This window comes from Actinoplanes sp. NPDC051861, from assembly GCF_040681145.1.
GTDB lineage: Bacteria > Actinomycetota > Actinomycetes > Mycobacteriales > Micromonosporaceae > Actinoplanes.
In genome coordinates, this window is record NZ_JBFAYE010000010.1 from 142,507 (window position 1) to 156,660 (window position 14,154).

The 14,154-nt window shown below is 70.6% G+C and carries 10 protein-coding genes; 2 read left to right on the plus strand and 8 right to left on the minus strand.

The window, feature by feature from the left end:
• Nucleotides 1-16 precede the first annotated feature (16 nt).
• The 4 genes from AB0M02_RS25635 to AB0M02_RS25650 form a co-directional block, all read right to left on the minus strand.
• A complete protein-coding gene (locus AB0M02_RS25635) occupies nt 17-4,369 on the minus strand; it encodes a beta-propeller fold lactonase family protein (protein WP_364230826.1) in 4,353 nt (1,450 codons plus the stop codon).
• A 333-nt stretch (nt 4,370-4,702) separates the two neighbouring features.
• Nucleotides 4,703-4,951: a hypothetical protein gene (locus tag AB0M02_RS25640; RefSeq protein WP_364230829.1), complete on the minus strand. Its 249-nt coding sequence runs from the start codon at nt 4,949-4,951 to the stop codon at nt 4,703-4,705.
• 148 nt (nt 4,952-5,099) lie between these two features.
• Nucleotides 5,100-5,654, minus strand: a complete 555-nt coding sequence (locus tag AB0M02_RS25645; RefSeq protein WP_364230832.1) for a helix-hairpin-helix domain-containing protein — start codon at nt 5,652-5,654, stop codon at nt 5,100-5,102.
• Between the two features lie 424 nt (nt 5,655-6,078).
• Nucleotides 6,079-7,446, minus strand: a complete 1,368-nt coding sequence (locus AB0M02_RS25650) for an APC family permease (RefSeq protein ID WP_364230835.1) — start codon at nt 7,444-7,446, stop codon at nt 6,079-6,081.
• Nucleotides 7,447-7,535: 89 nt separating this feature from the next.
• Between AB0M02_RS25650 and AB0M02_RS25655 the strand changes: the two genes are divergently transcribed.
• Nucleotides 7,536-7,952: a universal stress protein gene (locus tag AB0M02_RS25655; protein WP_364230837.1), complete on the plus strand. Its 417-nt coding sequence runs from the start codon at nt 7,536-7,538 to the stop codon at nt 7,950-7,952.
• A 16-nt stretch (nt 7,953-7,968) separates the two neighbouring features.
• On the opposite strand, the gene AB0M02_RS25660 is transcribed toward AB0M02_RS25655, so the two are convergent.
• From AB0M02_RS25660 to AB0M02_RS25675, 4 genes are all read right to left on the minus strand, one after another.
• A complete protein-coding gene (locus AB0M02_RS25660; RefSeq protein ID WP_364230839.1) occupies nt 7,969-9,852 on the minus strand; it encodes a glycosyl hydrolase family 28-related protein in 1,884 nt (627 codons plus the stop codon).
• Between the two features lie 194 nt (nt 9,853-10,046).
• Entirely contained in the window at nt 10,047-10,775 is a 729-nt protein-coding gene (locus AB0M02_RS25665; RefSeq protein WP_364230841.1) for a class F sortase, read from the minus strand.
• Nucleotides 10,776-10,780: 5 nt separating this feature from the next.
• Nucleotides 10,781-11,254 (minus strand): hypothetical protein, encoded by a 474-nt coding sequence (locus tag AB0M02_RS25670; protein WP_364230843.1) that lies wholly within the window; start codon nt 11,252-11,254, stop codon nt 10,781-10,783.
• A 91-nt stretch (nt 11,255-11,345) separates the two neighbouring features.
• Entirely contained in the window at nt 11,346-11,963 is a 618-nt protein-coding gene (locus AB0M02_RS25675; RefSeq protein ID WP_364230845.1) for a TetR/AcrR family transcriptional regulator, read from the minus strand.
• Nucleotides 11,964-12,042: 79 nt separating this feature from the next.
• On the opposite strand from AB0M02_RS25675, the gene AB0M02_RS25680 reads away from it, so the two are divergent.
• A partial coding sequence (locus AB0M02_RS25680) for an MMPL family transporter (RefSeq protein ID WP_364230847.1) occupies nt 12,043-14,154 on the plus strand: 2,112 nt, incomplete at its 3' end.

A 14,154-nucleotide genomic window follows, 5' to 3' on the forward strand; every position in this document is an offset into this window, starting at 1 on the left:
CACTACCAGGGAATCACTACTTGTCCGTGGTCTTGAGAACGGTAACCGAACGCCCCCGTCCGTCAGTCACGTAGAGCCGCAAACCGTCGGGCGAAATCGCGATGACCCGCGGGCTGTCACCCGTCTTGACCGTGGAGACGACCTTGCCGGACGGCAGGTCTACGACGGAGAGGTTGTCGGAACCCTCGTTCACCACGTAGGCGTGCTTCCCGTCGGTCGACGTGACCACCGCCTGCGGCTCCTTACCCACGTTGATCTTGTGCAGGCGCTTCATGTCCGCGGTGTTGAAGACCTCCACGGTGTCCAGGTCGTAGTTCGTGACGATCAGCGTCCTGCCGTCCGGCGTGACGGCGATGCTGTGCGGCGACCGCCCCACCTTGACGTTGCGGGTCACGATGCGGTCCTCGGCGTTCACCACCGAGATCTGGCTGGACTCGTGGTTCGCGGTGTACGCGATCTTGCCGTCCGGCGAGAACGTCACCCAGTGCGGGTTCGGCGGGACCGACAGCCGGCCGGCCTCGGTCAGCGTCTCCGGGTCATAGATCTCCACACGCGCGCCGTTGTGAATCGGCAGCCACACCTGCCCGTTCGGCGCGACCGCGGGCTCGAACGGCCGCGGCCCGGTCCGGATCGTCTTGATCACGGAACGCTTCCCGGTGTCGATCACCGCCAGCCCGTTGCCGGTGAAGTTGTTCTCGAACATCGACACGTACAGCCGGCTCCCGTCCTCGGAGACGGCCAGGAATCGCGGCGTGTTGGCGACCTTCACAGCGGCGATGTCCCGTGACTCGAGGTCGATGAAGTGGACATCCTTGGAGTTCTGGTCGGCGACGTAGACGGTCCTGTTGTCCGGCGCCACCGCGACACCCTCGGGCTCCTGGCCGAACTTGAAGGTGTCGACGACCGCGGGCTTGGCTATCGACGCGGGCGCGGCCTGGGTGGGTTGTGTGGGTTCTGTCGGTGCTGCCGTTTCCGTCGGCTCTGTCGCGGTGGGCGCTGCCGCCGTCGGCTGCGGCGGGGCGGCGTTGTTGTCCTTGCTGTCGTTGCCGGTGAGGGCGAAGCGGGCGCCCAGGTAGGTCCCGCCGGCCAGGAGCAGGACGAGCAGCAGGATCGCGGCTATGCGGCCGGTCTTGCGGTTGCGCTCGGGCTCGGGCTCCAGTGGCGGCGGGGATGGGGTGGTGGTGGCGGGCGGCGCGGGCGGCCAGTCGGTGCCGCCGGGCCAGGCGGAGGCGGTCGCGGGCCAGCCGGAGACGCGCTGGGAGGAGGCTCGGGGCCAGTCGTCCGGGGTTTGCTGAGGGGTGCCGGCGCCTGAGATCGGCGTGGTGGTCTGCCAGGGGTCGGCGGGAGGGGGTGATTGGGGCGTTTCGGTGCTCGGCCAGGCCTGTGCCGCCCCGGACGTGGGTTCGGTGCTCGGCCAGGCTGAGGCCTGGGCGCCGGATGCGGGTTCGGTGCTCGGCCAGGCTGAGGCCTGGGCGCCGGATGTGGGTTCGGCGGTCGGCCAGGGCGGGGGCTGTGCGCCGGCGACGGGCCAGGGGGTCGGCGGGGTTATCGATGCCTGGGTCTGCTCGGGTTCCTGGCCCGGCTCTGTTCCCGGCCAGAAACCGACGGGCCGGCCGGGGGCGGAGCCTGACACCGGGGTCTCCGGGGCGGGCTCCGGCGTGCTGCTCTCGGGGCGGATCGGGGACGTCGACCAGGGGTTTCCCGTGTTCGTGGCGCTCTCGGCCACCGCCGGGGCCACCGGCGGGGCTGCCGGCGGGACCACCGCCGGGGCCGTCGGCTCGGGCGCACCCGCCTCCTCCGGCCGTTCGGGCGCCTCGCCCGGCCAGAGGTTGCCGGCCTCGGGAGCGGGAGCCCAGTCGTCGACGGGCTGCCGCTGTGCCGGAAGGGAAACCCCCGCCTGCTGTTCGTCCTTGACCGATTCGTCCACCGACGGCTCCTGCTCAGCTGCGCTGCTGACCTGGTCTGACAGAACGCCACCCGAGGTCTCGTCCTGCCTCGTGTGCTCGTTCTCCGTCGTCTCCATGGTGCGGACCGAGCCCACTACCGCGGCGGCGGGCGCACCCGCCTCCTCCGGCCGCTCGGAAGAATAGACCCCCGTCGCTGAAATCTCACCACCCGGCCGCGAATCAGCCTCGTCCACCCGCGGCTGTGCACCCTCGCCGGCGCGCCCATTGACCGGCTCCCCGCCAGGCGACGAGCCGTTCAGTTCCGCTTCCTCCCGTTGACGAGGAATGTCCCATCCGCTCCCGGACTCACCCTCCGGCACCGTCCCGTTGACGCCCTCAACAACGGGGGAGTCCGCGGCCTCAACCCGGGAAACGTCACCGCTCCCCACTCCGACTTGCTGTTCGCCTTCCTCCGCAAGCTCCTGCGTGGGCGGTCCCGTGTGCTCCAGCACGAGCGGCTCCGCGTGTTCCTGCGCGGGCACCTCGGCGTGTTCCTGTGCGGGCAGCTCGGCGTGTTCCTGTGCGAGCGGCTCGGCAAGCTCTTGCGCGGGCGGCTCCGTGTGCTCCTGTGCGGGCGGTTCCACGTGTTCTTGCGCGGGCGGTTCCACGTGTTCTTGCGCGGGCGGTTCCACGTGTTCTTGCGCGGGCGGTTCCACGTGTTCTTGCGCGGGCGGCTCGGCGTGCTCCTGCGCGGGCGGTGTCACGGGCGGTGTCGCGGGCGGCGGCGCGGGCGGTGTCACGGGCGGCGGCGCGGGCGGTGTCACGGGCGGCGGCGCGGGCGGCGTGCTCGCCCAGCCGAACCCCCCGGACGTCGAACCAGGCCACCCACCCGAACCAGGCCACGAACCCTCGCCCCCGCCGGCCGCGGCCGGCGAAACCGGGTCACGCGGAGCCGGCACCACGGGCGACGACACCGGCGTACCAGAGACCGCGACAGCCGAGCCACCCGCACCCGTCTCAGCCGGAAGCGGACCGGGCCACGGCTGCGGCGACGTCCTCGCAACCTGCGGACTCCCAGCCGCCCCGTCCTCACGAACCGCCGGACGGTCACCAACTCCCGGCGCGCCGGGCGGGAACGGCCCAGGCCTGCCCACCACCCCCGCCGCGTCCCCCGCCACAACCGGAATCGCCCCCGGCCACGGTTGCGGAGACGTCCTCGCGATCTGCGGACTACCGGTGGGCGGTTGCGACCAATCCGCCGGCGACCCCACCCCATAGGGCCCCTCCGCAGGCGACCCCGCCGAATAGGGCACAGGCGACCCCGCCGGATAAGGCACAGGCGACCCCGCCGGATAGGGCCCAGGCGGCAACTGACCCGCCACCACGGACCCCGCGCTCTCCGCAACCTCCCCGGTAACCACCAGCTGAGCGCTCCCCGCCGGCCCCGCCAGCAGAACCGTCCCGTGCAGCCGGCCGCTGCCCGGGAACCACGAGACCCGCAGCACCCCGCCCTCCAGCCGAGCGTGCAGTCCCTCCACGTCACTGGTCACCGCGGACGCCGCGGCCAGGGGCGGGCCCTGCACGGAGACCTCCGCGGTCACCTGCCGGCCCGCTGCCACCCGCCCGAAGTCGAGCGCGGGCTCGCCGAGTCTCACCGAGGTGCGGCGCAGTGCGGCCGCTGCGGCTGCCGCGACGCGACCTTCGCCGGTGGTCAGGCGCTGCAGCGTCGCGCGCGCTTCGACGGCGCGGGAAAGATCTGCGCCACCCGCTGCCATCGCAAGCTGGGCGATCAGCGCCATCTGGTCGCTTCCCGGGCGTCGAACCCGGGAGACGTACGGCTGACGCCCCGACCCGAAAACCCACTGCCGCACGCTGGGATCCCGCTCGCGAAGGTGGTCGTGCAGCTCGCCGATCCCGATGAAGCCGTCCCGATCCCGGTCGGCCGCCCCGCTGCGCACCCCGTCCGCGATCAACCCGGCGAACGTCGGCGGTTCGGGCCGTGCCGTAGCCGCGATGACGATGCGACTCTGCCACTCGGCCACCCGCGCTGCCCGGAAATGATGGCCGGCGTCGACCGGCCCGCCGGTGCGGCCGTCCAGCATCACCACGGCCTGACCGGCACGGCTGTGCTGGAGCAGCGCCGCGATCTGCGCCACGTCGAGGGAGCTGTCCGCGGGCCGGCTCATCATCGTGTCCGACGCCGCCAGATAGAGTCCGCCGCCGGGCCCGGTGAGCATCACTCCCCGGAAGTAGAACAGCACACAGTCGTCCTGGTCGCGCCCGTCGAACATCGCCTTGGTCGCCCCGAACGCCTCCCGCACGCCGGGATCACGCAGGAACGCCACCTCGAACCCGCCCAGCCCACCGTCGCCGAGCACGTCGGCGAACGCGGGCACGTCAGCAGACGGCACCGCGAACCTGCTCAGGACCGGATCATCGTGGTGCTCGACAGTCACCACCACTGCCAGCCGTCGGCCGCTCATCGCATCACCCTGCATCCATGGTGCGATGCCGGAGCCGGGGGCGAAACCCCTCGCTGATTACGAACCGTCCGCAATCAGCGACATAGTGTTGTTGATCTACGGATCTCCTGCTCCGGGCGAACCGTGCCGCACCGTCCCCGGAACGGCGATCTACCAGGGATGATGTTGCGCTGTCCGGTCAGCGCCCTCTGCCGTGAGCGCTGCGATGTGCCAATGATGTCGGATTCTCGATTCCCCGCCCCAATTCACCGGTTCCGGTGCCATCCTCCGCTCGCCCGACCCGGATCGTGGGCACCGGAACCGCCCACAACCGGCGCGAACGCCCAAGGGAAGTCAGACCAGGAAGTCGAAGGTGGCGTTCGAGGCTTTCAGGCGGGCTACGTCGGAGGCGCGGCGGGCTTCGATCCGGGCCACCTCGTGGGCGGCGTTGACCACGGCGGCGCGGTCGGCGGTGAGTACTGCCTCGGAAGCCGGCACGGGGCTGAGGTCGGCGGTGAGCTTGCCGCTGGCGGACTGCAGGCGGCCCCAGGCCGCGTAACTGTTCCACGCCGAAGCGGTCGCTGCGCTGACGGTCATCGACATCGTGGGCTCCTCGGAGGGTTCGGCCGGGTGGGACGGCCGCAACCATCGTCCGGGGCGCTCCTGAGCTGCAACTTTTCGAAGTGACCTGGGAGACAGTGCCCGAACGGGCGATCCGGTGCCCCCGTACACCGGATCGCGCCGTGTGCGGTCAGTTCCGGGCGCCGGCCAGTTCGCGGGCGCGCTCCGGCCAGGTCACGAGGCTCGCCGAGCCGCGCATGCCGGCCGCGGTGACCGCCTGCTTGAGGCTGGTGACGTCCGCGTCGGCGAGCTTGGCGTAGGTGGTGATCCCCGCCGCGGCGAGCGCCATCGCCATCTTCGGGCCGATCCCGGCGATCTTGGTGAGGTCGTCCGGCTCCTCGGTGCCCGGGGCGGGCTCGGCGATGACCGGCTCGGCCACAGCCGCGGCCTCGGCCACAGCCGCGGGCGCCGCGACAACCGGCTCCGGCGAGGCGGCAACCGGCTCGTCCACGGCGACCGGCTCGGCAACGACCGGCGCGGCCTCAGCGACCGGCTCAACGGCAGCCGGGGACGCGGGCTCGACCGGGGCCGCGGGAACCTCCACGGTCTCCTCAGCCTCGGCCTCGGCCTCGGCCGGAGCGGAAGGCGCGGCCGGCTCGATCACCTCGGTCTTGGCATCCGCGATGGCGGCCTCAACCGTCGCCGGCACTTCGTCCTTCGCCTCGGCCGGAGCGAGGTCCGCCACCGGCACAGTCTCAGCGGCCGGCTCGACAACCGGAATAACCTCGGTCTTGCTCTCCGCCGCCACCGCCTCAGGAGTCGGCAGGATCACGGTCTCGGCCGATTCGACAGGCTTCGAGTCGGACGACGAGGCGGGCGCGGGCGCGGCAGGCGCGACAGACTCGGCGGGCTTGGGGGAGGCGCTACGCCGCCCCCACAACAGCCAACCGCCTATGGCGCCGATCACGAGCCCGGCAACAAAGTAGAGGAATGATGCCATATCGGGCCTCCGGACAGGAGATGAGGGTGCATGTGGTAGCGGGCAGCTTTGCACATCCCGCGGAGCAGCCACGACGTGGGTGGCTACCGGCCACAATGCGGTCCCGCCTCGGCCGATACGCGTTTCCGGCGGATTTCCCACGGATGAGGGACACTCCTCAGTGGCGGGATCAGCGGCGAGAGACAGCGCCCGGTACGAACCGGTTAGCGGCATAAGTGATGGCCCACAGCACCACGCCGATCAACAGCAGCACGCCCGCCACACGATAGTCCGCGGTCGCCCGCCCGGAGAGCGGACTGGCCAGGAACGCACAGGCGAGCGCACCGATCACCGGGATGACCGTCGGCGCCCGGAAGTGCTGATGGTCCACCGGGTCGCGCCGCAGCACCAGGACGGCCACGTTCACGACGGTGAAGACGCAGAGCAGCAGCAGCGCGGTGGTCCCGCCGAGTGCGGCCAGGTCCGCGAACCAGATCAGGCCGAACGCGATCAGCGTGGTGAAGACGATCCCCACCCAGGGCGTACGCCGGGCGCGGTGCACCCGTCCGAGGATCCGGGGGAGCACCCGCTCGTTGGCCATCCCGTAGAGCAGCCGGGACGCCATCATCATGTTGATCAGCGCGCTGTTGGCGACCGCGAACATCGTGATGAACGCGAAGATCGTCAGCGGGAAGGCCGGCGCTCCGGCCGAGACCACCTTGAGCAGCGGCGTGTCGCCCTCGCCCAGTTCGGCCGGTGTCACCAGGGCCACCGCCGAGATCGCCACGAGCACGTAGATCAGGCCGGTGATGCAGAGACCGGTCAGCATCACCTTCGGGAAGATCCGTACCGGGTCGCGGGTCTCCTCGGCCATGTTCACCGAGTCCTCGAAGCCGACCATGGCGAAGAAGGCGAGTGCCGTACCGGCGGTGACCGACAGGACGATGCTCTCGCCCGGCGGCGTGTTGAACTCGGTCAGCCGGGACAGGTCGCCCTGACCGCCGCCGAGTGCCCACGCACCGATGCCGATGACGATCAGCAGGCCGGTCAGCTCGACGCAGGTCAGCACCACGTTGGCCTTGACCGACTCGCCGACGCCGCGGAAGTTGACCAGGGCGACCAGCGTGATGAAGCCGAGTGCGACAGCGGTCAGCGCGAACCCGTCGCCGATCGAGAGGTCGAACGCCTCGCCGAAGTTGCCGGCGAACGCCTTGGACGCGCTGGACGCCGAGGTGAGGCCGGAGCACATCACCGCGAAGGTGACCATGAAGGTCAGGAAGTGCACGCCGAACGCCTTGTGCGTGTAGAGCGCCGCACCGGCCGCCCGCGGGTACTTGGTGACCAGCTCCAGATAGCTGAAAGCGGTCAGCAGCGCCACCACGAAGGCCAGCAGGAACGGCAGCCACACCGCGCCGCCGACCTCGTTCGCCACCTTGCCGGTGAGCGCGTAGACACCCGTGCCGAGGATGTCGCCGACCACGAAGAGCAGCAGCAGAGCCGGGCCGATGACCCGGTTCAATGTGGGCTGTTCGGGTTCCGTCTCGATCGCGTCAGCCATGGTTGCCCCCCAACGGACACTGCGGAAACGTGACGTTACCCGTACCTTGGGTGACGGGAAACATCAAAACGCGCGCCGGGGAGGCATTCATGCGCATCGTTCTCGCCGCGAATCCCGAGGCGGACCAGCCGTGGGTCACCGACGCGGCCGCCGATCTGGTCCGGCAGACCGGGGCGTCGGTGGCGGTGGTGGCGGTCGACGAGCTGGAGACCGAGCACCTGGCGCCGATGCCGCGCAGCGTCTACGTCGAGCGGGCCGAGCGTGCGGCGGACGCCGCGGTCGAGAGACTGGCGGGGGCGGGCATCGAGGCTTCGCGCGCGGTGCTGCCGGGCCGGGCTGTCGATCAGATCATTCGGTACGCGGAAGAGCTCCGCGCCGATCTGATCGTCGTCGGTTCCAGCGTCCGCCCGGTGGTGGCGCAGCGGCTCCTGGGCAGTGTGCCGCTCACCCTGATCGAGAAGGCCGGACGGCCGGTGCTGGTGGTCACCCGCCCCGTGAACGGATGACCACCAGGCACTTATGTCAGGGAGCGGCCGGGTAGTCGGTCACGAAGACCGGCTGACCGATCTTCGTGGTGTCCGCGGCCTCGCCGACCCCGTTGACAACGTGGTCGATGATTCCGGCGCTCAGGTTGACGGTCATGATGTGGTGCAGCTTCACGCCGGGGGTGTTCGGCACCTCGAACCCGTTCTCCGTGTGGATCGTCGGGTTGTTCTGGTTGAAGACGTAGACGCCACCGCCGTACAGGGTGTGCTTCTTGACCTTGTTGCCCACCTTGTACCCGGCGTAGCCCTCGACGTCGCCGTTCATCCAGTCGGCCTGCGTCGGCGGGTCGTACGGCAGCTCGTTCTGGTAGAGCACGGTGGTGCCGCGCTCACCGTTCCAGACGGTGTTGTACTTCTGGAAGTGCTCGACGAACAGGCCGGTGGCCGTCACGTCGTCGCCGTTGATGACCGCGCCGTACCGGCCGGTGTTCGTCTTCCACCGGTCGGTGTCGCCGTTCACGCCCTCGGTGAAGCCCTCGACGCCGTGGTCCCCGCGCCACACCCAGGTGTGGTCGATGAGCACGTCGTCGCTGTTGACCTCGAGCGCGATGTTGGCCTTGCCGATGTGCGGGCCGCCGACACGGAAGTAGATATCGCTCAGCGTCGTCGGGTTCGACGGGGAGCTGAGGCCGAGACCGTGCTTCTTGCCCACGCGCAGCAGGACCGGGGACTCCTTGGTGCCGGCGTCGATGGTGACGCCCGCGAGGATGACACCCGGGACGTCCGCGACGTCGATCGGGGTCGAGCCGTTGACTGCGGTGAGGGTCGCGTGACCGATACCGAGGACGACGGTGTTCGGGCGCCACACCTCGATGCTGCGGGCGATGTCGTACACGCCCGGGGTCAGCAGGAGGTGCTTGCCCAGCGCCAGCGCCAGGTTGATCCTGGTGACCGAGTCACCCGGCTTGGCGATGTAGAAGTCGGACAGCGGGATGGTGCGACCGCCGGTGGAGGCGAAGTCCGTGCCACTGGTGTTGCGCTTGGCGGCCGGTACCTTGACCTGCCACTTGCCCTTCGCGTCGACGAAGAGGTACGGCTTCTCCCGGCTGACCGGGGTGGTGGCCAGGGTGGTGTACGGCGGGTTCGGGAACGCCGCGTCGTCCGGCGCGCCGACGACCCCGGCGAAGACCTGGTTCCACACCGCGTTCGACCAGCTCGCGACCTCACTGTTGCGGGTGAGCCACTGCTGCTGCGATCCGTTGGTGGTGGACGGCAGCTTGGAGTTCGCGATGAAGCCGCCACTGGCGTACTGCGGTCCGGCGGTGCAGTAGTCCATCAGCGACAGGCCGCCGCCGGTGAACTGGACGCGCCGCATGGAGACCGCCTGCGAGACGGCCCAGAAGTTGGCCGACTGCCGGCAGCCGTCCTGCCCGGCACCGTTGATGTTGACGGTCAGGTTGGAGATGGTGCGCCAGAAGTTGACCAGCGCGATGCAGTTGGGGTTCGCCGGGTCGGCGTTGAGGCAGCGGTTGTAGACCTCCACCTTGCCGTTGATGACGACGTCGCCCGGGTCGGCGCCGAGACCGGTGATCTCGGTGTAGTAGCCGACCTGGAACTGCAGCGGCTGCTCCGCGGTGCCGTACGTGCCCGGCTTGAACAGGAACGCGTAGCGCGCGGTGCCCATCTCGTTGTTGACCTGCGCGGCATGCGTGGCGTCCAGTTTGGCCTGGATCTCGCTCACCGGCATGCTCGGGTCGAAAACGGTCACGTTCGCGCCGAGGCTCGGAGCGGCGCTGCCGCCGTGAGCCGCGGCTGGGCCGGAGGTGGCGCCGACGGCCGTCAGCGCCAGGCCGAGAGCGAGCGCTCCGGCGGTGATGCGGCGCAGTGGTGTACGGCCACTACGCTCGCGAATTCGCGTCATGCGGAGGGATCCCTTCCGTAACAAGATCGCAATGATCCCGGTCACAGAAGCAATCGGCGCAGCTCCATGTCAAGAGCGGCTAACCGGCATACCTCACGGATCCGGACGAGCCGCCGAAGTTCCGGAACCGACCTGACCGAAAGTATGACTGGAACCGGTCCCGGAATCGGTTCCGGTCATGAGAGAGCGCTCCCTCAGATTGCTTCCGCATAGACGACCACGTTGCTCCGGTAGCTGCCGGCCCGGCGGTCGAAGCTGCCGCCGCACGTGACGAGTCGCAGTGCGGGGTGCTCTGTCGGGCCGTAGACATCCTCGGTCGGGAAGTCGTTCTTGGGATAGCTGGCGACCCGGGTCACCACGAAACGCGCGACCGAGCGGTCGTTTCGACGTACATCTATGGTGTCGCCTGCCTTGAGCTCCCGCAGCCGGAAGAAGACCGCCGGGCCGTCGCGTGCCGAATCCACATGCCCGATGAGAATCGCCGCCCCGGGCTCGCCCGGGGTCGGCGAGTGCCGGTACCACCCGGCCGGAGCACCGGCTCGCAGCGGAGGCACCTCGATGGTCCCGTCGCGATTGATGCCGAGCCTGCTCAGCCCGCTCTTCAGCTTGATCGCCGGAATGTCCAGCCTGACCGGTTCCGATCGCGGAAGCCCGGTCGCGGCCGGCGTTCGCGGAGTCGCGGGCTTCGCCGCGGCGGTGCGAGGGAGCGCGGGCTTCGCCGTAGCGGCGTGAGAGCCCGCCGCGGCGGCGCGCGGGGGCGCGGGCGAGGCGGGGATGCCGGTCCAGGCCGACGCGGTTTCGGTCGCGGCCGAGACCGGCGGCGACGAAGGCTCCACCCACAGGCCCGTCGCGATGCTTGCCGTCCCGAGCAGCGCCAGGACCAGGGCAAGCGCCGCCGCACGGCGGTTGCGGATGTACGTCACCGCCGTCAGGCGCGCGACCGGCGGCCGACCGCGTACCACGCCGAACCCAGCGCCGCGATGAGCAGGAATGTCCCGATCGCCAGGAACGGGACGCGCCGGTCGGTGGCGCCGCTGCCGCCGCCCGCGTTCACCCCGCCCTTCGGCGTCGGTGCCGTCGTGGTCTCGTCGCCGGCTTCCGTGTCCGCCGGGGTCTCACTGTCCGGTGGCGCGGCGCTCCCCGGCGGATTCTCCGCCGGGGCCGAGCCGTTCGGTGGGACGGCGGAGGTCGAGGGTTCGGCGCCGGCCGGAGGTCCGCCGCCCTGCGACGGGCCGGCCGATGCGCTGACCTGCGGCCCGCCCTGTCCGCCGGGCGTGGTCTCCGGGTCGCCGCCGCACTGGGTCAGCAGGACGACCAGCAGGATCAGGCCGAACAGAAGCCCGAGCCCGAGCGCGAGGATCCGGTTGCGCTGGCTCGGCTGTCGGTGCGCCGGAGCGGACACGGGACCCCTTTCCCTGCGAGTTCCCTGCGAGGGGGGATGGCGTCACGTTAATTACCCACCGGGCGCGTTGCGCGAACCTGTCCGTGATCGGTCACTTAAGACTTTCGATCGAGGCCAGGTACCCGATGAGGACCCGCTTGACCTCGGCGATCACCGCCGGTCGCTCGGGTTCCGGTGTGGACACCACGAGCGGCACCATGCCCTGGAAGATCTGGATCAGCACCCGCGCGCTGCGGGCGCGGTCCGGCTCCGGCATGCCCGGCACCCGTGCGGCGAGGATGGCCGTGACGCGCCCGAGCAGCGCGCCCTGGATCGGCTGCGCGGCTGCGGCCAGGTCGGACGGCATGTCGGGACGCGCGAAGAGCGCCTTGAACCCCGGGTTGTCCAGGTTGAACTCCAGGATCGGGTCGATCACCCGGTCGGCCACCTCGCCGACGCTGAGCGCCGCGAAGTCGGTGCCGTCGAACGCGGCCCGGTGCGCCGCGGCCATCTCGGCGACGAAGCGGTCGGCGAGGGCCTGGGCGAGGGCCGCCTTGTTCGGGAAGAACTGGTACAGCGAGCCGGGGGAGATGCCGGCCGCCGCGGCGATCGCGTTGGTGGTGGCGCGCTCGAACCCGGCCTCGGCGAAGACCCCGGCGGCGGCGTCCAGGATCTCCGCGATCCGCCGCTCGCCGCGGGCCTGACGGCGGCGCGGTCGTTCCTCGGGCATGGGTCTCCCTTGTGGAATACGAGCAATCACTCGTAATCTAAATGCGAGTCGTCGCTCGTAAAACCTATCAGGAGGTTCGATGATCGGCCGCTTCGTGCTGCGCCGGGCCCGGTGGATCCTGGCCTTCGCCGCCCTGCTCACCGTCGTCGCCGGGGTCCTCGCCGCCGGCGTCCTCGACCGTCTCGCCCTGAACCGGTTCGAGGCGCCCGGTGCCGAGTCGATGCGGGCCCGGGAGGCTCTCGCCGAGCACTTCGGCACCGGAAGTCCCAACCTCGCCCTGCTGGTCACGGCCCGTTCGGGCACCGTCGACTCACCCGCCGTCGCCGCCGCCGGGCAGGCGCTGACCGCCGAGCTGGCGGGTTCCGCCGCGGCCGATGCCTGGTCCTACTGGTCCACCGGCCGGCTCGCGACGATGCGCAGCCAGGACGGACGGCAGGCGCTCGTGCTGGCCTGGCTGCCCGGCGACGCGAACACCGTCCGGCGCGAGGTGCTGCCCTCGCTGACGCCCGCCTTCACCCGCACCACCGATGTGATCACCGTCCAGGTCGGCGGCGGCGACGAAGTGTTCCGGACCGTCATGCAACAGGCGCGAGCCGACTTCCTGCGCGCCGAGCTGATCGTCATCCCGCTGGTTTTCCTGCTGCTCTGGTGGGTGTTCCGGCGAGCTTCGGCGGCCGCGATCACGCTCGGGACCGGCATCTTCGCGGTGCTCGGATCCCTCGCGCTGCTGCGCGTTGTCGTCGAGTTCGTCGAGATCTCCACGTTCGCGTCGAACATCGCGCTGGTCATGGGCATCGGCCTCGGTGTCGACTACGGGCTTTTCGTCATCTTCCGCTTCCGCGAAGAGCTCCAGTCCGGCGCGATGGTGCGCGATGCCGTCCTCACCACTGTCCGGTCGGCCGGGCGGACCGTGCTGTTCAGCGCGGCCACGGTCGCACTTTCCCTCGCTGTGCTCCTGCTCTTCCCGTTCCCGTTCCTCGCGTCGTTCGCCTACGCCGGCATCGCGGTCGTCCTCGCCGCGGCCATCGCCGCGACACTGCTGCTTCCCGCGGCGCTCGCTCTGCTGGGCCACCGGGCGTTGCCGCGCCGCCGGGCCGTCTCCTCCTCTTTCTGGTACGCCCAGACGACCCGAGTGATGCGACGACCGATTCTGTTCGGCGGCGCGGCCCTGGCCGTCCTGCTCCTGCTCGGCGCGCCGCTGCTCGGCATCCGGTTCGGCCTCCCCGACGACCGGGTGCTGCCGTCCTCCGCCCCGGTCCGCCAGATGTACGACCAGATCCGCGCCGGTTTCGCCCAGGAGGAGGCCGACGCGCTCCAGATCGTCACGTACGGCACCACGGGCATCGCCCCGTACGCCGCCGAACTCTCCCGCCTGCCCGGCATCGTCCGTGTCGACTCCGCGGCCGGCTCGTTCGCCGCGGGTTCACCTGTACCCGGGCCGCCGTCCGCAGCCCTCACCGCCGCCGGGGTCAGCCGCCTCTCGGTCGTGCCGTCGAGCGCGGCCCTCGCCGAGGACGCCGTCGGCCTGGTCGAGGCGGTCCGAGACGTACCCGCCCCGGTGCCCGCCGACGTCGGTGGCTATCCCGCCGACCTGGCCGACTACCGCGCCGGCGTCCTCGACCGGCTCCCCTTGATCGCCGCCGCCATCGTGCTGGTCACCTTCCTCGTGCTGTTCGTGATGACCGGCAGCGTCGTGGCCCCGCTGAAGGCCGTCGTCCTCAACGCGCTCAGCCTCACCGTCATGTTCGGCGCGCTGGTCTTCGTCTTCCAGGACGGCAACCTGTCCGGCCTGCTCGGCTTCACCCCGACCGGTTCGATCGAGCCGAGCATCCCGATCCTGATGTTCTGCGTGGCCTGGGGACTGTCGATGGACTACGAGGTCTTCCTGCTGTCCCGGATCAAGGAGGAGTACGACCGGACCGGCGACGCGTACGCGGCCGTCCCGCTCGGCATCTCGCGCAGCGGCCCGCTCGTCACCGCCGCCGCTCTGATCCTGGCCGTCTCGTTCGCCACCTACGCCACCGGCCGCGTCGTCTTCCTCCAGCAACTCGGCATCGGCATGGCCCTGGCCGTCCTCATCGACGCCACCGTCGTCCGGGGCGTCCTGATGCCCGCCTTCCTGCGCCTGGCCGGCCCGTGGAACTGGTGGTCACCGCCCCCACTCCGCCACTTCCACACCCAGCGTGTGGAG